This is a genomic window from Paenibacillus sacheonensis, from assembly GCF_009909195.1.
Taxonomy (GTDB): domain Bacteria; phylum Bacillota; class Bacilli; order Paenibacillales; family Paenibacillaceae; genus Paenibacillus_Z; species Paenibacillus_Z sacheonensis.
The window spans coordinates 68,970-94,382 of the sequence record NZ_JAAAMU010000005.1; the positions used below are offsets into that span (position 1 = coordinate 68,970).

The 25,413-nt window shown below is 58.9% G+C and carries 19 protein-coding genes; 3 read left to right on the forward strand and 16 right to left on the reverse strand.

Going from position 1 to position 25,413, the window contains the following annotated elements; all coding sequences use genetic code 11:
• Window positions 1–130: 130 nt before the first annotated feature.
• A complete protein-coding gene (locus GT003_RS10915) occupies window positions 131–1,234 on the reverse strand; it encodes a LacI family DNA-binding transcriptional regulator (RefSeq protein ID WP_161697455.1) in 1,104 nt (367 codons plus the stop codon).
• A 172-nt stretch (window positions 1,235–1,406) separates the two neighbouring features.
• Here GT003_RS10915 and GT003_RS10920 point away from each other — a divergent pair, with 172 nt between their 5' ends.
• Window positions 1,407–4,574 carry a beta-galactosidase gene (locus GT003_RS10920; protein WP_161697457.1) on the forward strand — a complete coding sequence of 1,056 codons (3,168 nt, stop codon included), beginning with the start codon at window positions 1,407–1,409 and terminating at the stop codon, window positions 4,572–4,574.
• Window positions 4,575–4,708: 134 nt separating this feature from the next.
• On the opposite strand, the gene GT003_RS10925 is transcribed toward GT003_RS10920, so the two are convergent.
• The 3 genes from GT003_RS10925 to GT003_RS10935 all read right to left on the reverse strand — a co-directional run bounded on the left by GT003_RS10925 (window position 4,709) and on the right by GT003_RS10935 (window position 7,382).
• Window positions 4,709–5,284 carry a nitroreductase family protein gene (locus GT003_RS10925; RefSeq protein ID WP_161697459.1) on the reverse strand — a complete coding sequence of 192 codons (576 nt, stop codon included), beginning with the start codon at window positions 5,282–5,284 and terminating at the stop codon, window positions 4,709–4,711.
• 173 nt (window positions 5,285–5,457) lie between these two features.
• Window positions 5,458–6,297 carry a sugar phosphate isomerase/epimerase family protein gene (locus tag GT003_RS10930; protein ID WP_161697461.1) on the reverse strand — a complete coding sequence of 280 codons (840 nt, stop codon included), beginning with the start codon at window positions 6,295–6,297 and terminating at the stop codon, window positions 5,458–5,460.
• Between the two features lie 17 nt (window positions 6,298–6,314).
• Window positions 6,315–7,382: a Gfo/Idh/MocA family protein gene (locus GT003_RS10935; protein ID WP_161697463.1), complete on the reverse strand. Its 1,068-nt coding sequence runs from the start codon at window positions 7,380–7,382 to the stop codon at window positions 6,315–6,317.
• A gap of 130 nt (window positions 7,383–7,512) precedes the next feature.
• On the opposite strand from GT003_RS10935, the gene GT003_RS10940 reads away from it, so the two are divergent.
• Window positions 7,513–8,382 (forward strand): AraC family transcriptional regulator, encoded by an 870-nt coding sequence (locus tag GT003_RS10940; RefSeq protein ID WP_161697465.1) that lies wholly within the window; start codon window positions 7,513–7,515, stop codon window positions 8,380–8,382.
• Window positions 8,383–8,491: 109 nt separating this feature from the next.
• Here the strand turns inward: GT003_RS10940 and GT003_RS10945 are convergent, their stop codons facing one another.
• From GT003_RS10945 to GT003_RS10995, 11 genes are all read right to left on the reverse strand, one after another.
• Window positions 8,492–9,370: a phytanoyl-CoA dioxygenase family protein gene (locus GT003_RS10945; RefSeq protein ID WP_161697467.1), complete on the reverse strand. Its 879-nt coding sequence runs from the start codon at window positions 9,368–9,370 to the stop codon at window positions 8,492–8,494.
• A gap of 105 nt (window positions 9,371–9,475) precedes the next feature.
• Window positions 9,476–10,345 (reverse strand): helix-turn-helix transcriptional regulator, encoded by an 870-nt coding sequence (locus tag GT003_RS10950; RefSeq protein WP_161697469.1) that lies wholly within the window; start codon window positions 10,343–10,345, stop codon window positions 9,476–9,478.
• Window positions 10,346–10,502: 157 nt separating this feature from the next.
• Window positions 10,503–10,874 carry a hypothetical protein gene (locus GT003_RS10955; RefSeq protein WP_161697471.1) on the reverse strand — a complete coding sequence of 124 codons (372 nt, stop codon included), beginning with the start codon at window positions 10,872–10,874 and terminating at the stop codon, window positions 10,503–10,505.
• A 333-nt stretch (window positions 10,875–11,207) separates the two neighbouring features.
• Window positions 11,208–13,259, reverse strand: a complete 2,052-nt coding sequence (locus GT003_RS10960; RefSeq protein ID WP_161697473.1) for a molybdopterin-dependent oxidoreductase — start codon at window positions 13,257–13,259, stop codon at window positions 11,208–11,210.
• Between the two features lie 156 nt (window positions 13,260–13,415).
• A complete protein-coding gene (locus GT003_RS10965; protein WP_161697475.1) occupies window positions 13,416–14,399 on the reverse strand; it encodes an aldo/keto reductase in 984 nt (327 codons plus the stop codon).
• A 115-nt stretch (window positions 14,400–14,514) separates the two neighbouring features.
• The gene (locus GT003_RS10970) at window positions 14,515–16,398 is read right to left on the reverse strand and encodes an LTA synthase family protein (RefSeq protein WP_239565810.1); all 1,884 of its coding nucleotides are present in this window, start codon (window positions 16,396–16,398) and stop codon (window positions 14,515–14,517) included.
• 211 nt (window positions 16,399–16,609) lie between these two features.
• Entirely contained in the window at window positions 16,610–17,248 is a 639-nt protein-coding gene (locus tag GT003_RS10975; RefSeq protein ID WP_161697479.1) for a TetR/AcrR family transcriptional regulator, read from the reverse strand.
• 87 nt (window positions 17,249–17,335) lie between these two features.
• Window positions 17,336–18,106, reverse strand: coding sequence for an SDR family NAD(P)-dependent oxidoreductase (locus tag GT003_RS10980; RefSeq protein WP_161697481.1), 771 nt, complete (start codon window positions 18,104–18,106; stop codon window positions 17,336–17,338).
• On the reverse strand, window positions 18,103–18,912 hold the full coding sequence (locus GT003_RS10985; RefSeq protein WP_161697483.1) for an SDR family NAD(P)-dependent oxidoreductase: 810 nt from the start codon (window positions 18,910–18,912) through the stop codon (window positions 18,103–18,105). The genes GT003_RS10980 and GT003_RS10985 overlap by 4 nt, the downstream gene beginning before the upstream one ends.
• A complete protein-coding gene (locus GT003_RS10990; protein WP_161697485.1) occupies window positions 18,909–19,910 on the reverse strand; it encodes a sugar phosphate isomerase/epimerase family protein in 1,002 nt (333 codons plus the stop codon). The genes GT003_RS10985 and GT003_RS10990 overlap by 4 nt, the downstream gene beginning before the upstream one ends.
• A 62-nt stretch (window positions 19,911–19,972) precedes the next feature.
• Window positions 19,973–20,749 carry an SDR family NAD(P)-dependent oxidoreductase gene (locus GT003_RS10995; RefSeq protein WP_204798901.1) on the reverse strand — a complete coding sequence of 259 codons (777 nt, stop codon included), beginning with the start codon at window positions 20,747–20,749 and terminating at the stop codon, window positions 19,973–19,975.
• A 133-nt stretch (window positions 20,750–20,882) separates the two neighbouring features.
• Between GT003_RS10995 and GT003_RS11000 the strand changes: the two genes are divergently transcribed.
• On the forward strand, window positions 20,883–21,770 hold the full coding sequence (locus GT003_RS11000; protein WP_161697487.1) for a helix-turn-helix transcriptional regulator: 888 nt from the start codon (window positions 20,883–20,885) through the stop codon (window positions 21,768–21,770).
• Window positions 21,771–22,898: 1,128 nt separating this feature from the next.
• Here GT003_RS11000 and GT003_RS11005 read toward each other — a convergent pair.
• Complete coding sequence (locus GT003_RS11005; protein WP_161697489.1) at window positions 22,899–25,358, reverse strand: GH116 family glycosyl-hydrolase; 2,460 nt, start codon at window positions 25,356–25,358, stop codon at window positions 22,899–22,901.
• Window positions 25,359–25,413 lie beyond the last annotated feature (55 nt).

A 25,413-nucleotide genomic window follows, 5' to 3' on the forward strand; every position in this document is an offset into this window, starting at 1 on the left:
ATAAACATGCCGCGAAGATCACGTTGCAGGGTCATACGAAGAAGCTCCTCTCGGACCGGATAGGCATCTGCTGTATCCTATGCGGACATTCGCGGAGTGGCGACAAGCGCGCGGCGCCTATCGCGGATGCTCAGCCGGAGCTTCTTACGACGAGGCGGGCGGAGAGCACGATCTTCTCCGGCCGCGCGCCGGGCTGTTCGAGCTTGCGGACGAATGCCTCCACCGCGCGAATCCCGAGCCGCTCCTTCGCGAGATCGACGGTCGTGAGCGGAACGGCGGCTTCCATGCCCGCGGCGGTATTGTCGATGCCGACGACCCGGATGCCGCGATGCCCCTTGGCGTCCAGGAGCTGGAGCAGGAGAAGCGCAATGTCGTCGTTGGCGCATAGGATCCCTTGCGGCAGATTCCCTTCCGCGGCCGCGGCATCCAGGCGACGTTCCAGCTCAGCCAGCCATGTCCTCGTGCCCGCGCTTCCGTAAGGAATCGTCCATTTCTTCAGTTGGGCCGGCCCGGTGCCCCCCTTCGCATCGTCGAGCGCGAGCCTGCAGCCCCACCAGCGCTCGCGGAAGCTGACCGCGAAGCTGTCCCTGCCGACGAACACGAGCGATCCGCAGCCCTGCGAAAGCAAATGATGGCATGCCATGCGGCCCGCTTCCGCATTGGCATTCAGCACGGCATCCGCCCCTGTCAGCGGCGCTTCATGGTCCGCCAAGACAATCGGAAGGCCGAAGCGCACGATCCGCAGCAGCGTGCCTAACGGGCAATTGCCGGCAATAATAAAGCCTGCCGCTCTTGCCGGAGCGCCCTCGGCGCCTAGCAGCTCGGTCAGGTCATGGACATCGAAGGCGGCTTGTCCGAACGTAAAGAAGCGCGGCTCCAGCCCGTGCATCCGGCAGCCCGCTTCCAAGCCTTCGACGACGCGCTTCCAGAAGTTCGGCTCCACGACATGGCGCTCGTCCAAACCGATCAGGATCATCCTGCCGCCATGCGACGCCGCGGCGGATGCGGATGGAGCGGCAGGATTGGCATGAGCGCCGTCCAGGATTTCGTCCGGCGAGCTGTTCTTTCTTGCGACGGCCGGTTTGAGGCCATATCCGAGCGCGCCCGCCAGCGCCGTTACTTCCCTGCGCGTCGCTTCGCTGACGCCGGGCTTGCCGGCTAACGCCTGCGAGACCGTATATTTGGAGACGCCGAGCCGATCCGCGATCTGCTGCATCGATATTTTTCCGGCCATGAATGATTCCCCGTTTCGCGAACGGCTGGCGTTCGTTTTTCTGATTGACTTTTGCTGCGATTCCCTCTAAAGTGAGCCCCGGATAAAACGCTTCCCAACCTAACAAACCTAACAACTTCATCTTACCTGTTTTCCGATGAATAATCGAATCCGAGAGAGGCAGTGAACGAAAATGAACCATTCCATTTTATTCTATGACGAAAGCTTTCCCTATGCGGGCGAACGCCCGGACGCGGCATCACTGGCGAGGCTGAAGGAGAACTTCAAGATCGTCGGTGCTGCCGAGCTGTCCGAATCGCTGCAAGGGGCCGCGGTCTACGTCCATCTGCATGGCCCGTACTTCCCGAAATCCGCATGGCCGTCCATTCTCGCGCATGCCGCGCAAGGCAACGGCCTGATTGCAGCCGGCGGCGCGCCGTTCAAAACGCCCGTTACGGGAGAGGCCGGCAGCTGGACGGCGGAGCCGGAACAAACGGCCTACCATCAGCAGCTTCATATTCACGAGGCCCTTCCCGTGTCCACGGAAGGCGTCGCCAAATTGGCGCATCACCGGGATATCCCGGTCTTCGAAGGCTGTGAATCGCTCTTCGCGATCGAGCCGACGTTCGGGCTTGCCCTGCACGTGACGCGCGCGGACGACGTTCCCGGACAGCAGAACGGTTCCGCCGGTCCGATGGATGCGCATTTCTACCCGCTTCTGAAAGGGATCAGCGGCGACGGCCTGGAACGGGAGCGCACCGCTCCTGCTGTATTGCTCGAGCACACGAAAGGTCCTTTTGCCGGCAGCCGAATGATCTTCGTGAACCAGCGGCTCGGCGCCTCGTTCTGGTCGGGCAGCGGCGCGGAAGCGCTGGCGAAATGGGCAGCGTTCGCGGCGTCGGGCGTTACGGAGCTGTGGCTGAAACCGAATTACGGCGCCTACGAGCTGGGCGAGCGCCCCGTCTTGATGCTGCAAGGCCAGCAGCTGCTTCAGACCCGCACGGAGCGCGTCAGCTCGCAAACGGCGGCTTGGTCTTTCAAGATTCGCGTGCTGAAGGCCGTCGACAGCGAAGTTCAGGAATCCGTGCCTTCGTTCGACTATGACAACGGCGGATTCACGGAAGTTTGGCGCACGGAAACGACGCTCGAGATCGGCCGCGAGCTTGTCATTCAGCGCATCGTCACGCCGCTCGACGCGGAAGCCGGTTTCTATACGGTGGAATGCGAAGCCGTATCGCCCGCGGGCGAACGCCGCCTGCTTCGCCAAGGCTTCTGGGGCATGGATCAAGCGCTGCTTGAATCCGGCGAGCTCCTAACGTGCGATCGCGACTACTTCATCAAGAACGGCCGTCCGCTGCCGATCGTCGGCATGACCTACATGACGAGCGACGTCGCGCGCAAATTCCTGTTCCTGCCGAATGCCGCGGTCTGGGACCGCGACATCGCGCAGATGAAGCGGGCCGGCATCAACTCCATCCGCACTGGCATCTGGACCGCATGGCGCCACATCATGTTCGTCGACGGGCATCCGTACGAAGAAGTGCTTCGCGCCATCGACGCGCTCCTATTGACGGCGAAACGCCACGACATGGAAGTGACGTTCAACTTCTTCGGCTTCACGCCGGAGGCATGGGAAGGCGTCAATCCTTACCTGGATCCGCGCAGCGTGGAAGCGCAGAAGCGGTTTATCGCGGCCATCGTCACGCGCCACGCGAACTCGAAGCACGTGCACTGGGATCTCATCAACGAACCGTCCATGTTCGATCCGAAGCGAGTGTTCAGCAGCGGCGCGCGCTCCGCGCACGATCCGTTCGAGCATGCGGCATACCTGGAGTGGCTGCAAGCGCGTCACGGCAGTATCGAGCTGCTGCAGGAACGCTGGAACATGACGCCGTCGGAGCTGCCTTCCTTCGCGGCCGTCAAGCTCCCGGAGCCGGACGACATCAGCTTCCGCACGACGGAAGTCCTCGAGAAAAAAGGCGGCCCTTGGCTCGATTACACGCTGTTCTCGATGGACATGCACAACCGCTGGGCTTCCCAGCTTGTCGATACGATCCGCTCCATCCAGCCGAAGCAGCTCGTGACGGTCGGCCAGGACGAAGGACTCGGCGCGCAGCGCCCGTCGCCGTTCTTCTACGCGGAAGCGGTCGACTATACGACGGTTCACTCCTGGTGGCTGATGGACGATCTCGTATGGGACGGCGTATTCGCCAAGGCGCCCGACAAGCCGAACCTGATCCAGGAAACCGGCATCATGTACGTCGAGACGCCGGACGGCCGCGCCAAGCGGAGCGAGGAGGAGCTGCGCAACATTCTGGAGCGCAAGTACGCCTACGCCTTCTCGACCGGCGGCGCGGGAGCGGTGCAATGGATTTGGAACATCAATTTCTACATGCATAACATCAACGAATCCCATATCGGCGCGCTTCGCGCGGACGGCACGGAGAAGCCGGAGGCGAACGTCTCCTATGATTTCGGCGCTTTCATGGGAAGCATCCGCGATCTGTTCGTGGACCGCAAGCTCGAAGACGTCGCCGTCATCTATCCGTACTCCAACGACTTCTCCAACCGGAGGCTCGCGGGCGAGGCGACGACGAAGGCCATCCGCACGCTGTCGCACGCGATGAACGTGCATGCCTTCGGTCTCGGCGAATATCAGCTCGAATCGCTGGCTACGACGAAGCCGAAGCTGATTATCGTGCCAAGCGCGCACAACTTCAGCGCCCAGGCGCTCGAAGCCTTGACGAGTCACATCGAGACGCATGGCGGTACGCTGCTCTTCACGGGTCCGCTGGGCCTGGACGAGTACTGGCGTCCGGTGCAAGCGAAAGCAAGCGAACTCGGACTCGGCGCCGTCGGCAACCTGCTCCGCGAAGAACTGCTCGAGCTGAACGGCAGGCTGCTGCCGGTTTCGTTCGGCGGCACTCGCATCGCGGACAGCTGCAAAGGCTTGCCTGCCGCGGGGCAAAGCGGTCCTGCGAAGCTGACGGAAGTACGGCTCGGCGCCGGACGCTTGCTCTATTGCCCGCTTCCGATCGAGTTGAACGAGCGCTTGGAGCCGCTGCAAGCCGTCTATGGCACGGCGCTCGAGCAAGCCGGCGTGGAAGCCGAGCTGGAGTGGCTGCACGGCGGGGACCTTCCGGGCGTCTATGGCCGCAAGCTGTCGTTTGCCTCCGGTTCGCTCTATATCTTCGTCTCGGAATTCGGCTGCGATGCCGCGGTCGAGGTTCGCGACCCCCAATCCGGCACCGGCTATGCCTTCTCGCTTCCGCAGGAACGGACCGTCATGTTCGCGGCCGATCCAAGCGGCAAGCTGCTGGCCGTCTATCGTCCGGACGAAGTGACGATCGACGTGAAGTAATCCGAAGGTACTGGCATTGAAAAAGGCGAGTGAATTCCCTCAGGGGAAACTTCACTCGCCTTTTTGCTTCGGCATGCCATCGCCGGAAGCATGGTTGACTCTTACATTCCGGCTGCCGGCACTTCCGGGAAACATTACGCCTCGATCCACGTCGTCTTGCCGGCGGCCGGCGAACGCTTGCCCTCCGCCGGCGTCATGTCGGGAACGCCGATGTAGAGAAAGCCCAGCATTTTATCCTGCGGGCGCAGTCCGAATGCTTCGTTCATCAGCGGATGGAAGCACGGCTCGCCGGTTCTCCATACCGCGCCAAGCCCGAGCGCATGCACGGTCAGCAGCATGTTTTGAATCGCCGCGTTGACGGCGCCGTATTCCTCCAGCTCGATGACGTCGCGCCGCTCTACCGGTACGACGGCGACGCCGATGACGACCGGTGCGCGCTTCGCCTTGGTCAACGCATCGGCCGTTTTGGTCGCCTGCGCCTCGGCATCCAAGCCTTCGCCCGCCTGACGCAGCGCAATCGCTCCCAGCGCTTGACCCAGCTTGACGCGGCCCTCGCCGCTCATGACGAAAAACTGCCAAGGCTCGGTCAGCCGATGGTTCGGCGCCCAAGTGCCCGCTTCCAGAATTTGCTCGATCGTTTCGCGCGCGATCGGCTCCTGCGTGACTTTCCCGATGCTTCTTCTTGTGCGGATCGCTTCAATGACGTTCATGCGCATCTCCTATCTTCGCTATCGCTAATAGTGGCCATTCGATAGATTTATTGTAGCATAATTGCTTGCGGTTGTTGATCGGCGAATGGCTTGCGTTCCTTCGGACAAGCGAAAAAATCCCGTCACGGCCGGCTTGGCGCCGGACCGTGACGGGACAACTCTGCTCGATGCGATTAAGCCAACCCGGCAGCCGTATAAACCTTATCGAATCCGGCTTTGGAACGCTTCAGCAGCGCTTCGGGCGCATCGGTCGGCGCCGATGCCGTCAAAATCTCCTGCGTGACGGAGCCCTTGTAGCCGATCGCGTTCAGCGCGCTCAGGAATCCGGCCAAATCGATGACGCCTTCGCCCGGGTAGAGGCGGCCGTTATCGAGGACGTCTTCCACGGCCACGTCCGGCGCGTCGTTGATGTGCACATGAACGATCTGATCCGGCGTCAGCGCCGAGATATCCGCGAGCGTATGGCCGTTCGTGTACCAGTGGTACGCATCGAACAGCAGGCCGACGTTCGGCTCGCCGATCGCATCGATCCAATCCAGCGTTTCTTGCAACGTCCATAAGAACGGGTTGGCCCATGCGGTGCGCAAGTGATGCGGGCCGACGAATTCGAGGCCGAGGCGAATGCCGTAAGCGCCGAGAATTTGCGCGCACGTGCGCAGCCTGCGCGTAGCGAGCACCGCAAAATGCGCTGCCTTGTCGTTCGTTGCCGGCAGCACGTACGTGCAGCAGCTGCGGCAGCCGAGCGCCGCTGCAGCGGCGGCTTCTTCGGCCAGCTTGGCCAGTCCGGCGCGGAAGCTTTCTTCCGATGCGCGCCACTCCACCGACAAGCCGATCGAGCCGATCGTTACGCCGCTGTCCGCGAGCAGCTTGCGCGCGCCTTCGAGGCCGTTGCGGTCGATCAGCCCTTTCGCATCGATATCGACCGTTTGAAAGCCGTATTCGCCGGCAAGCGCGATGAAACGCTCGTCGCTGCCGATGTCGCCGAGACCGGCGCGGGATAGTCCTTTAAGCATGAATAGTCAACCTCCGTTTATGATAGATTCCAGTCCAGCTTCACTTCATGGCCGGTACGGGAGGATTCGTAAATCGCATCCAGCACCAGATTGTTCGTGAATCCCGTCAATGCCGAAGTGATCGGCTGCTTGCCCGTCAAGATGCAGTCCAGGAAATGCCGGCTGAGACGCAGCCGCTCGCTCTCGTCGTTCTCCGGCCGGGAAAGCGCCGTTTCCATCGGCTTGTCGAATTTCTCCGTCAGCAGCTTGCCGGTTGCGCCGCGGTAGCTGGCGCCGCCTTCCGTGCCCATCAGGTGCACGAACGGCGTGTTGTCCGTATCCATGTGAACGGCCCAGCTTACTTCAAGCGTCAGCGTGCTGCCGTCTTCCATTTTAATCATGGCCGTGGCCAAATCCTCGACGTCGTAGACGCCGTTCCAATTCGGCTTGCCCCATGTGCCGATCCCTCTGCGCTTCGGCCCGAACTCGGCGTACGTGGAGCCGAACACCGACACCGGCTTCGGGTTGCCCATCAGATAGAGCGCGAGATCCAGCATATGCACCCCGATGTCGATCAGCGGTCCGCCGCCGGATTGATCCATGCGCGTGAACCAGGTGCCCCAGCCGGGAATGCCTTTGCGGCGGAACCAGCCCGTCTTGGCATTGTAGATTTTGCCGAGCTCGCCGCGGTCGATCTGCTCCTTGATTTGCATCGGAACGGATTCCCAGCGCATTTGATGCCCGACCATGACGACCTTGTCCGTCTTCTCCGCTGCCTGCAGGATTCGCTTGGCCGCCGCCGCGTTGATGCCCATCGGCTTCTCCAGCAGCACGTGCTTGCCCGCTTCGATGGCCTGAATCGCCAAATCCGCGTGATACTGATTCGGCACGCCGATAATGACCGCGTCGACGTTCGGGCTCTGAATAAGCGCCTCCGGCGATTCCGGCACGGCGGGAATGCCGAATTCTACCGCGCGCTGCTCCGCCAATGGCAGATAAAGGTCCGTAATGGACGTAATTTCACAAACGTCGCGCAGCTGCGAGAATTGCGAAGCGTGAACGCTTCCAATATTGCCTGCGCCGATAATGCCGATCCGAACAGCCATTTCCCCATCTTCCTTTCTGAAGACCAAGCGTGATGACCTAACTACCCGTATCTATGATAGAATAGTCCGTAGTAAAAAGCTTGTCTCATATTTCGAAAAACGTCCCATTTCTTCGGAGGACTTACCAAGCATGACTCATTTTCCGGATTATTTGAAAACGTATCCGAACGTCGATACTCCTTTTCCGCTTCATATCGACATTCATGCCCTGCCTCGGGGCTTCCGGGCACACCGCCATGACTTTCTCGAGCTGTCCTACGTCATCGCGGGCAAGGGCTCCGAAGTCGTCAACAACGTCAGACACGAGATGGTCCCCGGTACGTTCACGTTCGTGCAGCCCTATCAAGTCCATGAGCTGTTCACGGAGCCTGGCAGCACGCTTCAGCTGTACAACTGCATGTTCAGCATGGACCTGCTCATAGATGCCGCGGGCCAGGGCGACGGACTGGCCGAGTTGATCGAGCCGAGCGCCCTTCCGCCGTACACGGCGTTTACCGGCGCCATGGCGGACCGGATGCGCTTCCTCATCGACGACATGATGCGGGAGTACAAGGGAAACGAACCTTGGCGGCTCGCGCTGCTGCAGGCCCGTTTGAAGGAGCTGCTCGTCTGCTTCGACCGGGAGCGCAGAAAGCAGCTGCACGCCGAGGAAGCGCCGCAGGCCGCTTTGAAGCCCAGAGCGTCCGCATGGCCCATCATCCATCACATCCACCGCAATTATCAGGAAGATATCACCCTTACCCAATTGTCGGAACTTTTCGGCATGAGCGCCTCGCGAATCAGCGAGGTCATCAAGGAGAAGACCGGACAGACCTTCGTCCATTTCCTCCAGGATCTCCGGCTGCGCCATGCGAGTTCGCTGCTTATCTCGACCGATTTCAGCGTCGTCCAGGTCGCGCTCGAGGTCGGCTTCGGCTCCTACAAGACCTTCGCCAAAATTTTCAGGGAACGCAAAGGCCTGGCCCCGCTTGCTTACCGCAAAGCAAAAAGGTCTGTCTAGGCCGGCTCGTCCCGCAGGCCGTCATGCGCAGGATAAAGACGAAGGGGCATCCCTAAGCCAGCAGGCTTAGGGATGCCCCTTCTTTGTTCGCGCCGCCGATATCGCCGAGCTAGACCCGGTGCAGCTTCTGCCCCTTCTCCTCCTTGACGGTCTGCCACAGGCGGCGCCATTCATGCACGTCGGTCAGCACGCTCTCGGGATGCGACGCGCTGCGGACGGGAAAGGACGGCTGGAAGGAGCGGCCCGAATTCGCCCCCGTCTTGTGATAACGCAGGTCGATGGACCAGCGGACGATGTTCGACCGATTGCCGATGCCGCGGTGCGGCGTATACTTGTTCATGATGACGAGGCTTCCCTTCGGGCATTCCGCCAGTACCGGCACCGCGTCCGGCAGCTTGTCGGGATCGATCATCGTCCCGCCCTCGGCACGGTGATTGATGTAGCCCTGTTTGAAGACCCGCGGCATCACTTCCATGCAGCCCGTCTCGGCCGTCGCATCGACGAGCGGCATCCAGAACGTAATAATCTCGGACGCTTCGGAATCGGGCGTCGTGACGGCGCAGTCCTGGTGCCAAGGCACGTTCTGAAAATAATCCGGCTCGTCTCCCGCCTGCTTGGCCGGCAATTTCGCCCGCAAATGCTGGATCGGGTTGCAGCTCAGCTCGCTGCCGAGCAGACACTCCACGACATCGAGCAGCTTCTCGCTGCCTAGATGACGGAACATCGCCTCGCCCAGATAGTGCTGGATATCGAAGCCTTTGCCGATTTCCCGGCACTGCGCATGCAAGCTCGCGTACCGCCGCTCGAACGGCTCCCCCTCGTGAAGCGCTTGCAATTTGCCTTCCGCGAACAGTTTTCTCGCCCGATCGTCGATCTCCCGTTCCAGTTCGTCGATCACCGGCTGAAGCTCGTCGTCCGACAACACGTTCGGTACGATCAAATAACCTTCCGTTTGGAAAAAAATGATTTGCTCGATCGTCAATTGCATGCCCGTCTACCTCCAAGGATTCATGTGGTTGTGGTGCCTTGCCACTATGTTATCAGCAGGCAGGGCCGCCTTGAAGATACAAAACAATCGGAGCTGCGGACGATATTATCCTTTTCGATAATCGCTTGGCGCCCGTCTGCGATGGCGTCGGAACAAACGGGCAAAATAAGACGGATGCTCGTAACCGAGCATTTCCGCTATCGTGAATACGGGGTAATCCGTATACAGCAGCAGCTTCTCCGCTTCCGCCATCCGCAGCGACTGCAGCTGCGCCATCGGCGTCATGCCGGTATGCGCTTTGAAGACGCGGCACAAATAGTTGGGCGTCCAATGGACCAGCTCGGCCAGCTGTTCCAGATGAATGGTCTCGCCGAGATGCGCGGCCATGTAGCGCCGCAATACCGCGATTTCTTGCGCTCCGCCCAGCCGTCCCCCCCGGTCAGCGTCGGAAGTAAGAAGCTGCCACAGCAGCTCCTCCGCGCGCAGCAGCAAATCCGTTACCATAAGCGACCGATGCTCGTCGGTTACGAAGCGATTGCCGGGATCGAGCAGACGGTTGAAGCCCTCCAACAGAAAAGGCTGCAGCTGCGCCGGTACGGCAATGGGCTCGTCGCGGTAGGCCTGCGGGACGATAATGCCCCGTTTCTCCTCAAACCAATCGAAGAAATTTTCGGTCTGCGGCTCCGATTCGTCGTCCCGGACGAGGAAGGTGCATTCCAAATTGTGCAGCGGGTTCTCCTCGTCGCCGTGAAACTGATGCCATTCGTTGGGATTGATAATATACAGCCGTCCCGGCAATGCACGGGTTTCACGATCGTTCACGAGAAACCGGCCTTCGCCGTCCGTAATATACATGACATGAAAGACCGGATGCCGATGGCGGTTGTTCACCGATCCCTTGCGGTTCTGCTGGCGATCGGTCGTGATATGTTCGACGCGCAAGGGTCGCTCGCGCATAAGAAGCCGAAATGTCATACGGGAATCCTCCTGATGGAATCAGTTTGAAAGCAGCTTGCCTATAGGTTCATTTTACGTCAATACGGAAACGGCGAATAGACCGGAAAGAAGCATTCCGGTCTATCGTCTTCTCGTTATATTCGCGACTGCCATCGCTCTCGCGCAGGCGTGGCTGTCAGCCGTGTATTCGGCCAAGCCGGTTCTGGATGTTCAGTGCCGGCGCGCTATCGCCGCTCTCCTCCTGATTCGCCTCGATCGCGTGCAGCCGTCCCGTCAACTCCGCGAACCATTCCTCGTCCCGAGTAGCAAGCGCAAGTTCGATCAAGCTTCGAACCGCTTCTTCGTGATCCGACACCTGGAACGCCGGAAGTTCGCGCAGCCAGTGGCTCGGTACCGCTGCCGTCGTGCCCACCGCCGCATCATGATCCGATTGAACGATATACACGCCTGCGGCGGTCTGCGTATCGTTAAACGACGTGATAAATCCTTGAACAAGCTCTCCGTCTCTCGTTCTTCCTTGTACCCAATCACTGATTGCATAACGCATCGTCAGCACCACCCTTTCGAAATTGGAAAGACTTCTTCCGCCCTATGACTGCCGAGAAAACTGTACCTGAATCTATTACAGTATAGGGGAGAGAAGAGGACGTTTCGCAAGCTATGGCTTGGTCAGTCGTCCTGTTCCTTGTTACTGTAATTATAATTGTTACAGTTAATAATGTCAAGCAACTAACTTAAGTAAAGTGCAGTGATGAACACTGCATAAGCCTAGATGAGCTTCATGCAAATTATAGCGACTGCCTCGCCGGCAAAAGTAACAATTCCGGGCATTAACCTAACCTAAGTGGCAAGAACCTCTTATGGCTGCGCCGGGCGCGCCTTATACTGCCCGTGCCACGCCGACGCGTCCCGAGAAAAACGTTGCCCCCTGCCCCATATCCGCGACGCGGTCAGGCGTCAGCGCATTCACGACCGCCTTGCGCGCCGCGCCGTCCGCCCACAAACCTTGGCTGACGACGACGCCCGGCAGCACGTCTTCCCCGACGACGGCCGTCAGCTCGCATTCGCCGCGTCCGTTCCATACCCTTACCGCATCTCCGTCCAAGATGCCCAAGCTCCCTGCATCCGCGGCATTCATATACAGCTTGGGACTCTTCTCCATGGCCGCATGCTTCCCATTGTGGGAGAAGGTCGAGTTCAGGAAATTATGATTCGCCGTCGGTATGAACAGGAACGGATACGGTCCGTCATCCACGAGCGGCACGTAAGTCGGCAGCGCGGGAAATCCTTGCCGCTCCATGGACGCGGAATACAATTCTATACGTCCGCTGGGCGTACGAAGCTTGCCCGGCAGAATCGGCTTGACTTCAGCCTTGGCGAATTGCCGCTCCTGGAGCAGCGCGGCGGTAATGCCTTGCAAATTGGGGTTGTTCGGATTATCGAGCGCCTGATCGATCATGGCGAGGTCGCCATCCCGCAGCGCATCGTCTCCATAGCCCATCGCTTGCGCCAGCAGCCGAAACACGTCCGCGTTGGATTTGCTTTCGCCGTAAGGCGCGATAACCGGCTCTTGAATCTGTACGTAATGATGCCAATAGGACGAATACAGATCCGTGTTCTCGAATGCGGACGTCGCCGGCAGCACAATGTCCGCATACTTGGCAGTCTCGGTCATGAACAGCTCGTGCACGACGGTGAACAAGTCCTCGCGGGCCAAGCCCTCCCTTACTTTGCCGGCCTGCGGTGCAACGACCGCCGGATTCGCGTTATAGACGTATAACGAAGAGATCGGCCGTTCGAGCTCCAGCAGCGCGCTGCCGATCAGATTCATATTGATGGACCGCGGATGGACCGCATCCCTCGGCTTCAAATTCGACCGTTCAAGCGCGCTTCGGTTCAGGGCTAGATGACCGCCGTTGCCCTTGATGGCGCCGCCGCCCTTCTTCAGCCACTGTCCCGTCAGCGCCGGCAGGCAGGAGATCGTCCGAGTCGTCATGCCGCCGTTATCGTGATGCTGCGGTCCATTGCCGATCCGGATGAATGCGGCCCCGTCGACGGTCCCGTACATCCTGGCCAGGCCGACGATATCCTCCGCGGGCACGCCGGTAATGGCGGATACGAACTCCGGCGTGTAGGTCTTAACATGCTCCCGCAGCTCTTCGTGCCCAACCGTATAGCGTTTCATGAAAGCTTCGTCCACCAAATGCTCGTCAAACAGGACATGCATCATTCCGAGCGCCAGCGCCGCATCCGTTCCCGGCTGGATCGGAATGAACCAATCGCCCCATTTGGCGGTTCGGTTGCGATGCACGTCGATAACGACGACTTTGGCGCCGTTCTTGCGCGCCTTCTCCGCAAGCGTAACCTGATGCATGTTCGTGCTGACCGCATTGATGCCCCACATGATGATTACCTTGGCATGAACCGTATCTTCGGGATCTACCCCGTAGCTGCCGCCCATCGTAAATCCATACCCGACGGTGCCGGCAGCTTCGCAGATGGAGTAAATCAGCCGGCTTGCGTTCATCCGATTGAAGAAGCGGCGGCCCATGCCCTCCGTATTGATCCGGCCCATATTGCCGTAGAAGCTGTAGGGCAGGATCGATTCGGGCCCTTCTTCCGCGATCAGCTTCTTCCAGCGGGAGGTTATCTCTTCGACCGCCTCCTCCCAGCTGATACGCTCGAATTGGCCGCTGCCCTTAGGCCCTGTCCTCCGCAGCGGGTATTGGAGCCGCTTCTCGTCGTAGATCCGGGCGGTCATGTTGCGGACTTTATTGCAGATCGCGCCCTGCGTCACGGGATGCGAGGGATCGCCTTCGATCTTCACGATCCGATGATCTTGTTTATGAACGAGGAGACCGCACTGGTCGGGACAATCCAAGGAGCAAACGGACGGGAATACGCCGTTTGCCTGTTCTGTGTAGCTGCTCATGCCGTCTCTCCTTCCCATGGTTCGCGCTTTCAATAGTTTCAGTATAAGGGATTGACGACATGGTCGACAAACCAACCCTTGCTCCCGAGGAATCCAGCCACGTCCGGATCTAGCAAAAAAGCCCGCCGGACCGAGGGTCCGACAGGCTTTGACTCTTTACTTGACGCCTGTTTCCAAATAGTTCACTTGCTCCCGCGTCAGCGTCAGATCGCCCGCCGCGCAGCTTTCCTTCACGTATTCCGGCTTCGTTGCCCCGATAATCGGGAATACCGGAAACGGCTGCGAGGTCAAGTAAGCGAGCGCCACCGCGGAACCGGTCGAACCGAGCTCCGCCGCAAGCGCCTGCACCCGATCCAACCGATCGAAGCTGGCAGCATTGAAATAGTGACGGGCTACCGTCGATGCGCTTCCTTGGCTGCCCGCTTCCGAGCCTCGGGCATAACGTCCGCTGAAGAAGCCGTTCGCCTGCGAGGAATACGGGATGACGGTCAACCCGGTTTCCTCGTAATAACGCTTGTCCGATTCCGACATCGCCACCGTCGTCTTATCCCCGATGGAGTCCGGGTTAAGCACCGCAAGATTCCATAACGGCTGACTTGCGGCAAACGGCGTAAGGCCGTTGGCGCCGGCATAAGCCTGCGCTTCCGCGATACGCTCCACGGTCCAGTTGGAGCAGCCGATGCTGCGGATCTTGCCGGCTCGGACCTGCTCATCGAGCGCATCCATGATGCCGTCGACCGGGATGGAACGATCGTCTCGGTGGAGCCAATACAAATCGATATAATCCGTTTGCAGCTGCGCCAAGCTCCGGTCGACATCGGCAACGATATCGTTCCTGCCGAGCCTTCCGATATGCATCGAAGCCAGATCGGGATGTCCGCCTTTGGTAGCGAGCACGAGCTTATCGCGGTTGCCGCGTTCCTTCAGCCACTTGCCGAGCCGGATTTCCGTCAGGCTTATGCCCTGATTCAGCCAATCGTCATAGACGAGCGCCGTGTCGAAGAAATTACCCTCCAGCTCGACGTACAAGTCGAACAGCCGAAACGCGTCCGCTTCCGGCATGCCGCCTCCGAAGCCGGCAGTCCCCATTACGATGACTGCGGCACTCAGATCGGTGCCCGGTATTGTTCTGTACTGCATGTTTCGCAATCCCTCCCGTTCAATCGGTCTCGTTCATGATACGCAGCGACAATTGCCTCTTCATGATGCCATATTCAGGAGGGAGCGGCAATGCAATTCGCTATCGATACGCTCGCTACTTCGCAGCAGACGCGCTTCCGTCTTTATTCGGCAGGTACGTCACGTAGCTGTCCGATAGATTCAACAGGTTCAGCGCACGCTCATACTGCGATTCCGTCGCCGGCGTCGTTGCGGTCTCGCCCGGAAGCGGGAAGTTCGTGCCGTCCTCGAAGCCTTTGCCGGGAAGGAACACGCTCTCGTCCGAAATAAACGAACCGGAAGGGAGGAAATGCCGCATCGGCAGCACATTGGACGTTTGATTGAACAAGTCCTGACCGAAATGAATTTGGTTCGACGTCGATACGCCAAGCAGATTCGCCACGGTCGGCAAAATGTCGATTTGCCCGCCGACATCGTGCTGCACGGACGGATACGTCACGCCCGGCACGCTCAGGATAAGCGGAATGCGGAACATATCGGGATATCCGTATTCATGGCCAAGCATATCCTTCAGCATATCCTTCTCGTCCCCGCTGAGCGAGTATATCGGAAGTCCTTGATGGTCACCATACATAACGATGATGCTGTCATCCCACAGCCCGCTGTCTTTCAGGCCTTGAATGAAAGAGCCGAGGGCATAATCCGCATAATTCTGCGCATGGATATAGTTGCCTACGAGCGTGCCTTCCATGTTTTCGGGAAGCGTCATTTTGTATTTCGATTCCGGGATGTGGTACGGATGATGCGCGCTCATGGAAATAACCTGCGCGTAGAACGGTTTATCGGATTGATCCATCCGCTTCAATTCGGGAATGGTCTTCGCGTAAAGCACTTCATCGGAAGAGCCGAATGCGATGTGATCCTCGTCCCCGTAGAACTTCTGGTCGTAATACTTATCCCAGCCGATCGACGCGTAAAGCTCGTTCCGGTTCCAGAAATGAACCTCGTTCGTATGGAACGTCGCCGTATCGTAGCCGTTCGCGTGAAGCAATTTCGGCAGGCTCGGCAGTGCTTTCTCGACGTATGAATCGGTTGCCGCCTCGTGATGCGGTACATACAGCGACGTATTCACGACATATTCGGCATCGGACGTCGTACCTTGGCCAACCATCGTATAGAAGCGGTCGTAGTGGAAGGTTTCCTGAACCAGTTTGTTCAAGTTCGGCGTTACTTCCTGACCGTCGATTTTCAAGCCGATCAAGAAATCCTGGAACGATTCCATTTGCAGGATAATCAGATTCTTGCCTTTGGCGGCGCCGAAGTTCTTGGGAGCTGCCGGCTGCTGCACGCCTTTCAGCGCGTCGATATTCGCTTGCGTGATTTTATCCATCGGCTGAATGACGTCCTTCTCCGTCGAATCGGAGAGAAGCGTGAACACCTCGTAATTGAGAATGCCCATGTCTGCCGCCTGTTTGTTTTCGTTCATGCTTGCGCGATTCGGCCAAACGTTGAATACGCAGACCATCAGCGATGCGATGATCATGGCATACAGCGTTGCTTTCCGTGCAGGACGAAGGTTTCTGCTTGCCGAGTAAGCATTCGCGTATTTCTTTTTTCTCTTCTGCCAGAACATGACAACGGCCAAGATGATAACATCGATGAAGAACAGCAAATAATAGGGATCCAGCAGGGAATAGGTGCTCTCGCCCACCTTCGTCACTTTATCGGCTTGGTGCAGCGCGTGGTACGTGACGATGACGCCATAATATTTGTAATACATGACGACCGTGAAATAGAGCAGCGTAATTAATAAATCGGCTATTAAATAATAGAGTGCTTTCCGCTTGCTAGCGAACAGTTCGAGGCAGCAGAATACGATCCATATGAACGGAAGCTCCGTAACGATCGTTTCCCATGAGAATCCGATGTCGAACACGACATACATGACGAGGCTGCCTTTGATGAGCAAGAGCAGCGTGAACAGCAGAAAACGCCGGCTTAACAGATTAGACCAAAACATCCCTTTCATCACCTTCATGACTTTGATTGTAAAGTCAGACTGACCTGCGAGCAGATCGTCCGAAACTTTCTACATGCGCTTCCGATTGATAGACGACGGGTCAGCCGAAACGAAGAAGAAGAAACGGCGTCGCCGCCCTCTCGGGCTGCGAAGCGAGTTTCTTCCGATGAAACCTTGCCGCGTATAAAGCTTCATGCAGCGTTCCTTGCGCTCAGCTGATGATCTCCCCGTCAAACGGCTGCCAGAGACTTACCGTGAAATCGACCATTTCTTCCAGATAAGCGGAAACATCCGGCTCTGGCAAAACCTTGATGCCGATGATAGAGCTGAAAATATACTGCATCCACATCGACAGCAATTGGCGGGCCGCCAGCGTGAAATTCATGAATCGGATTTCGCCCTTGGCATGCCGTCGCCTGAGAACGTCCGCGATCGATTCTACCCGCTCGGACACCATGACGGACAACTGCTTCGCTTCCTCCAAATCTAGCAAATCGTTCTCGCGGAACAAAATACGCATGAGGTCGAGATCGTCGAGAAACAATTCATAGATCTTCTTCATGATGACGAGCAGCGCTTCGCGAAGCGGCAGATGTTCGATCTTCTCATGCGTTAGCTGTTTGATTTCGAGGACGCGATGCTCAAAACTTTCCCGCAGCAGGACAGACATGATTTCTTGCTTCCCGCCGGGAAAATAATGATAGAGAATGCCATCGCCCTTCTGAATCTGTCTCGTGATCGCACGAACCGGAGTTCCGTGATAGCCCATCTCGGCGAAAAGGTTTTTAGCGGTATCTAGCAGCTTCTCTCTGGTTGCGACTGCTTGTTCTTTTCGACTGATTTGAGCCATTGTCCGTTACCTCCAGCTTTCGTTGAACGATCGTACAGTGAGAAGTATAGTACCGGTCCGCTCGTTCTGTCAATCCTAAGATGATCGTCAACGCAGACTCGATCCGCCATCAACCGTCAGCACTTGGCCGGTCACTTGAAGGCTCAATGACGATGCCATGAAAATCACGCTGTCCGCAATGTCCTGTCCCGTCTGAATGCGCCCCATCGGCATCCTCGCGGAGACGTCGGCGAACAGCTTGTCGGGATCGACGCCGGCGTCCCTCAGTCTCGACGTCTCTCCTTCCGATGCCACCCAGCCCGGCTGAACGCAGTTCACGCGAATGCCGTGCTTCGCGAAACCCTTGGCCAAATTCCGGGTCAGCGTAATCAAGCCGCCCTTGGATACCGCATACGCCATGGCCGCGGGGTCTCCGCTCCTCGCGTGCGTGGAGCCGATATTCACGATGCTGCCGACTCCCTGCTCGATCATCCCGGGCACGAACGCCTGGCACATCAGATACGCGCCCTTCAAGTTAATACCCATTAATCGCTCCCAGAACGCCTCATCCGTATGAAGAAGATCGGCCCTCGGAAAAATACCCGCATTATTGACGAGCGTATGAACGGTTCCGTGCTTCGCCTGTACTTCTGAAGCCAGCGCCTGAATGTCGTCATAGCTGGATACGTCGCAGCGGACAAAATGGGCTTCATGCCCTTCTTCGCACAGCTGGCGCGCAGTTTCGGAGCCTGCCTCGTCAACGTCCGCAATGACGACACGCGCGCCGAACTGCGCGAATCGCTCCACGATAGCTCTGCCGATGCCTTGCGAGCCGCCGGTCACGATGACCAGCCTGCCGGCGATGCCGATTCCCATCATCGCGGCTTCACATCCTTCCGCGAAGCCGCTTCGTACGCAATGGCCGGTATTTGCGTCGCGAGCTTGCCGCCGCTGACATCAATCATCGTGCCGGTGATATAAGCGGCTAGATCGGAGGACAAGAAGCAGATCAGATTCGCTACGTCTGCCTTGCTGCCCCAGCGGCGCAGCGTCAGCGTATCGAGCAGACGCTGCTGACGTTCCTCGTTCAACTCCGCGAAGTGGTTCATATCCGTCGGAATCATGCCTGGGGAGTAGCAGTTGACGGTAATGTCCCACGGCCCCAATTCTCCGGCCAGCACGCGCGTAAACTGCTTCACCGCCGCCTTGGAGGAGGCGTAAGCGGCGCTTCCGTAAGAAGGCACGATGGCGGCAAACGAAGCCGCGTTCAGAATCCTGCCCTGCCGCTGCGCTTTCATGACCGGGGCTACCGCCTTGCACATCAGGAACGTCCCCTTCAAATTAATGTCCAGGTTCGCGTCCCACACGTCCTCGCCCAGCGTCTCCACGGTGCCGCCGCTTGCAACGCCGGCGTTGTTGACCAGAATATCGATGCGCCCGAAGCGCTCGGCCACTTCTTGTACAACTTCCAATACGCGGCTGCCGTCCCGAACGTCGCAATTATATTGCGCGCCTTCATAACCGCGCTCCGCAAACAGGCCGCCGAGCTCGTTCAACAGCTCCGGTCGGATATCCAGCGCGACCGTCTTCACTCCTTCATGAGCCAGCGTCAGCGCGATTTCCCGGCCGATTCCCCTTCCCGCTCCGGTAACGACCGCTACTTTGCCCTTCAAATCGATGATCATAAGAAAGCCTCCCCGGATTCGTTCGAATCGACTTCTTCTAACAGCGACTGCATGTAGGCGATGCTTGAACGAAGCTGCGAGCGCTCGTAGGCGTTGACGTCATCCGGCGCCGCTTCGCGCTCATGCGGCGTCCGCCAGTCCGCCGCGGGCTTGCTGTTCGCATGGACGAACCGCATCAATTCAGCCAGCTGCCGGGCGGAACGTTCCGGATACGCCGGCCAGTAATCGTCGGCGAGCACGCGGATATGACGCGCTTCCAGCGCGCCGATCTCGATCGACATCGGCAGATCCTGCAGCCCGGACCGACGGAACAGCGACATCAAAGCCGGAAAATCGACCACGCCTTGTCCCAGCGGACAACGCACCAGCCGATAACCTTCTTCGCTTGGGTAGATCCAGTAGTCCTTGAGATGCACGTTCTTGATATGCGGCGCGATCCGACGGGCAAATTCGACGGGCTCCTCCGCCGTAGCGAGCGGGTTGCCGGTATCGAGCGTCAGGCCGAAATTCGGGGAAGCGATGGATTCGCACAGCCAGACCAGCTCCTCGGAAGCGAGATCCTGGTGATTCTCCAAGGCGATCGTCACGCCTTCTTGTTCCGCGATGCGAACGGCGGCCGTCAGCCCTTCCCGCACTTCCTCCATGAAGGCTCCCCAACTGCCGGCCAAATGCCGTCGGTCGCCTCCGATCCGCGCCCCTCCGGCAACGGTACGCACGATCCGCGCCCCGCTCGCTGCCGCCAGCCGGCAGGCTTCTCCGAGCTTAGCGGGATCATAGCCTCCGGAAGCGACTGCCACATAAAACCCCTTCTCCCGCGTCAGTTCGGCGATCGCCGATAGATCGGAAGCGGCAAGGATCACCTCCGGGAGCTCGACGCCCTGCAGGTTGGCGCCAAGTGACCAGGCGATCACGTTCTCGGCGTTCATAGGCCGCTTGCCCGATCGGGGATGAAGCCCCATTGCATACGTGGTGCCGTACATGGATAGACCGATTCGCATGCCGTTCACTCCTTTGAATGGAATAGATCGATGAGCGAATGATTGAACCAGGACGCTCGTCTTTATTTCGCCGTCCAGCCGCCGTCGACGGTGAGCGCGGCGCCCGTCATGAAGCTCGATGCCTCGGAAGCCAGATACAGGATCGGGCCCGCGATCTCCTCCGGCCTGCCCCAGCGGCCGAGCGCGATCTGATCGACGAAGAACCGGTTCGCCTCCGGATTGGTCATCACCACCGTGTTCAGTTCGGTCGCGATCGGCCCCGGGCAAAGCGCGTTGACCGTCACGTTCCATGGCGCGAGCTCGAGCGCGAGCACCTTGGTCAGCTGTATGACGCCGCCCTTGCTGGCGCAGTACGCGGAACGTTCGGGCAAGCCGACCGAACCCAGCATGGAGGCGATGTTAATGATGCGGCCGTGCTTCTGTTCTTTCATGATCGGCGTTACCGCCCGCGCGCACAGATAAGGGGACTTCAGATTCGCGTTCATCACGAGATCCCAGCTGGCTTCGTCGTACTCCTCGATCGGTTTGCGGATATTCATGCCCGCGTTGTTGATCAGAATATCGATACGGCCGAACCGTTCCATGACGGCATCGACCATGGCTGCCGCTCCGCTGGCGGAAGCAATGTCGGCCTCCAGCGCGAACGCTTCCGCTCCCGTCTCGTTCCGCAGGCCGACTGCCGCTTCTTCCGCTCTGGCGAGCGTTCGGCTCGTTAACGCGACCGCTGCCCCGGCGCCCGCAAGCGTCTGCGCCATGATAAAACCGAGACCGCCCGCGCCGCCCGTTATTACGGCGACTTGACCGTCTATTTGAAATAATCGCTGCACGTTCATTATCATCTCAGCCCTTTCGTACGCTTGTATGGGAATGCGCTTACATGGTACCATTCAGCTATCCGCTTGGATTTACATAAAAAGGATCGTTTTTTGGATTTTTCCGTAAATCTGCCAAACGGTGGTGACGTCTCTGGAAATGCCTTCTTATTCCGCTCCAAGGCCGTGCGCGCTGCGCGATTTGTCGCCGGTCGTCCATTGGGCCCAGCATCATGTCCGCACGCCCGCATACCAGTGGAATCGGCGCATTTACGATTTCGAGCTGCTCTTCGTCAAGCATGGCGAGATTCGGGCCACGATCGGCGGAGAGCCGTATCTTGCGCGATCGGGCGCGTTGATCGTGCTGCCGCCGTGGGAGCCGCATGTCGTCGAGGTCCGGTCGGAGCCGCATGCGGAGCTGATCGGCGTCCATTTCGACTTTTTCGACGGAGCTCCCGCCAGCCACAACATCATCGTGGACGAGCAGCAGATCAATCCGCTCGCCTTCAGCGCCGTCCCTTACCTGCAAGAGAAGCCTCTCCTGCCGGATTATCTGTATCCGGGCATCTCCGGGCGGATCGTCTCGCTGCTGGAAGGGATCGTGCAGGAGTGGAACGAGCGGCGGCCCGGCCACGATGCGGCCTGCAAGGCGATGCTGCTGCATCTCTTCACGCTCCTGGTCCGTCACGGGAACGAAGCCGGACGGCAGCCGCTGCCCAAATACGAACAGCGGCTGCACGCGCTGGCGGAGGAAATCCGGATGCACTGCAGCCGGAATTGGACCTGCGCCGAAATGGCCAAATACGTGCTCGTCCACGAAGACTACATGAGCCGGCAGTTCAAAGCGCTGATGGGCGTCGGGCCGAACAAATTCGTCCAATCGATCCGCCACCAGGAAGCGAAACGGCTGCTGCGCGAAACGGATCATACGATCGAATGGATCGCCGGCGCGGTCGGCTACGAGGACTTTCATTATTTCAGCCGGATCTTCAAGCGCTGGGAAGGCATGAGCGCGCTGCAGTTCCGGAAGCTGGCGCGCATGATTTAAGTCGGGATGCCGCGGCGGAGTATGGCGCTTCGCAGCTCATCGCTGTGGAGCTCTGCGCGCTGTAGAGAACGGCGCTATGAGCGCTGCTCGATCGGGCACTTGCCGCCGCCGAGCATTGCAACTACTAGTACAGTATGTCAGCCAAGCGCTGCATAGCCCAAAAAGCCTGCCTCGATTGCACGAGGCAGGCTTTTTGTATGCTTAGTTGAACTCCGGCAGTCTCTCGGCGCGTGCGTGAAGGAGACCGCTGCGCTCGAGGTCGGATCGAGGCCGGATCGAGGCCGCTGCGCTCGAGGTCGGATCGAGGCCGGACCGAGGCCGCTGCGCTCGAGGTCGGACCGAGGCGGATCGAGGCGGCAGGCGCTCGAGGTCGGGTCGAGGCGGATCGAGGCAGCGGGCGCGGGCGGCAAGTCAGCCGGTCAATCTGGACCTGCGCCAGTAGTCGCTGGGGCGACGATGACCCGGACGAAACGCATCTATATAATCGGCTCTAAAGTTTCCGTTCGTAACAACTGGCCAAACGAACGCGCCGTACGCCTCGTCCTGAGGGGAACGCTAACGCTCGCCAGACACGTTATTTCCCTGTTTTGACCCCTTTTCATTTTCTAACGCTCGCCATGGTGCTTATCTGCCGTCTAACGTCCCATTTTCGCCTGAAAATAGTCAAATAACCTCGCTAGCGATCGTTAGATTTTAAACCGAGGCGATTGGAGCGAAATAGCCACGCTCACGAGCGTTAGAGACGCCGCACATGCATGGATGGCGGTTTTATTACTGCAGTGGATCCAATGAAACTCAGGATACTTATAGGCTGCATTTTAGCGCACCTGAAAATCTAACGAACCTGGGTAATGCTAGTTCCCCCGTTCCGAGCGAACTGGCGAGCTTTTTCCGCGAATAACGATTGTGAGGCTCCTTAGGATTTCAAAGCTGCCTATTCGATCGAAATAACGTTTCTCAGTTTCGTTAAAGGAATCGCGCGCCTCTCAAAGGGATCGCTTGCCCCTCGTAGATTCAACCACGGCGAGGCGAGGCGTCGAGGGCCATGGTCCTGCTGAAACCTCTTCTTCCTAATAAAAAACTGCTCCCGGCAATAAATCGCCGCGAGCAGCTCGTAATAAACGATTCTTACAATTGAACGGTCGTGCCGCAGGCATGAACGAGCACGCCGCTCATATCGCCGCCGAGCACTTCGACTTGCGGAACCATGCTGCCGCTGACCGGATCCAAGGCCTGCCTGTACACGCCCCAGCCCCTGCCGGTGCTCCAGAATGCGGCAAAGGCCTCTTCCGGCGTCGCGGGCTTGAACGACATCGTACCCGCCGCCATATCGAACGCGAAGCCGGAAAATGCGATGAGCAGCCCCCAGCTCGACATCGACCGGGCATAATGATGTCCGCACTCCACTTCGTTCCACGGGTTGCGCCGATAGCCATCCTGCCTGTCCCGGACCGCTTTCACGATCGTCAGCCCCTCTTCGACGAAGCCTTCGTACACGAGGTTGGTCGCGACCTGGTACTCGATGCCGGTCCAAACTTCGTCCGAGTAGACGAACGGCAGCTTCGGCCGGCCGCCGTTCGGCCAAGAGCAGAGCACGAGTCCCTGCTCGTCATGGAGCGCGTACACCCGTTGGCAGTTCACGTGATCCTTGAAATCCGGTTTGAAATTGTGCCGGAAGACGGCATGGATCGCGCTCTTGAGCCGTTCCTGTTCCATGAGGTGGCCCAATCCATATAAATGCGCCAGCTGCTGGCCCAGCAGTTGGTCCGATAGGCAGCCGATCCCATGCTGGTATTTGTGCGCATTCACGTCGTCCAGCACCTGTACGAAATATTCGCCGTTCCACGTCAACTCGCTGAGCCGCCCGGCACTCAACGAAGCGATATGGCCGTACCGTTCCGCCGCCTCTTGATCGCCAAGACCGCCGGCCATCGCTTCGCCGGCTCTCAAAGCGCCCAGCAGCATCATCCCGGTGAGCGGATTCGGGCCGTAGAATTCGATGTCGTACGTATTGTGCTGTTCGCCTTCCATCACGCCATCACCATCGTGATCCCAATGGACGAGGGCATAGTCCAGCGCCAGTTTTACGTTAGGCCACAGCTCCCGCAGAAATTCGGTATCGCCCGACAGCTTCCACTCCCGGAATACGCGCATGATGGCACCAAGCTGCCCATCCGCCGCGGCCGGCCCGGTATAGCCGCCCCAGCGCCACTCGCAGTTAAACATGCTCATCGCGCGGAACGCCATTTTGCCGGATGCATCGACCTCTTCAAGAAACTCGACGCGGCGCATGGTCCGCTCGAGCGACGGATACAGGAAAGCCAGCGTCTGCTCATAGTTCCATACATGCGTACAGCTGCCTTCGCAGGAGCCTTCGTCGTCGAAGGTGCCCTCGAAGCCGAGGAATTTGCCGTTCTCGAGCCAGAAACAGGTCGTGCTGCGAAGAACGGGCATGTTGCCGGCCAAAGCATCGATGACATAACCCGGCAGCGTCGTGCCGAACAGCGCGTCCCGGAACGCGACCGTCTGTCCGCGAAGCCGATCCAGGTTGTCCAGCAGGTAGGCGCCCGCTTCCCAGGCACTGCCGAAGCGCGTCGCGTAATGGTTGCGGATCGTCTCATGACCGGGCCGGGTGTCCATGACGCGGTCATACCAGCCGTTGATCCGGTTCGGAAAATACCACGAAAGCGCGAATTGGAATTCCTTCGTCTCTCCCGGAAGGATCGTTTCGATGACGCCCAGCGATCCGGTATCCGTCTTATGTTCCTCCGACGGGGTCTCGTATCCGAGATCAGTCAACCGGCCGTCCTCGGTGAAGTCATCCCAGAACTCCTGCAAGAAATCATACCAGGCGCCGCGAAGCCAAGCGCGTTTGACCGTCAAATTCGCATGGGTCGTCTGAAGCGCCAGATTGCCGTAGTTCAGATCACCGGCGGCCCACTTCTCGGAGGAAAGCTCCAAGCCCGACGCGTCCGAGTCTTGCCGGAAGGCATTGACGTTCTGGCCGCAGGGCATCTGATGGTGCAGGTTGCCGAACTTGTCGTACTTCAATCCGCCCACGGGATTGATCAACGAGCCCGCGACCACGACCTCGGCAGGCAGGTCGCTTGTATTCGTGACCCGATACGTCAGGGATGCCGCTGGAATGCCCGAATTCTCGGGGTCGAGCGGAATCATCGGCGTGAACGCCTCGAGCTCCACCTGGACCGGCAGGTCGCCGTCGCGGAAGACGACGCGCGCCATCGGATACGTACCGATCAACTCGGATTCATCCAGCCGCGGCAAGCCCGCACCCGTAAGCGGATGATACCCGTGCGAGAGCGCATGCGGTGGAAGCAGCTTCGATTCCAGTACCTTGGCGACCGGCTGGCGCCCCTCCTGTTCGACGCGAATGGCGAAGAACGTATTCGGCATATAGGTGCCTTTGGCCGGAAGGTTGAATATCTCCCAATCCCTCAGCTCGCCGCGGCTGCCGAGAGAGATGTTGCCCGTACCGATGCCGCCCAGCGGAAATCGCGCTTCCTTCGCCGCTCCCGGGTACGTGCGCTGACTATTGTCCGTATAAAGCCGTGCTTTGGATCCGATCATGAGAACACCGTCGCTTTCTGCATGAATAGTCGATTCGGAATCTTCTACGCTCTGA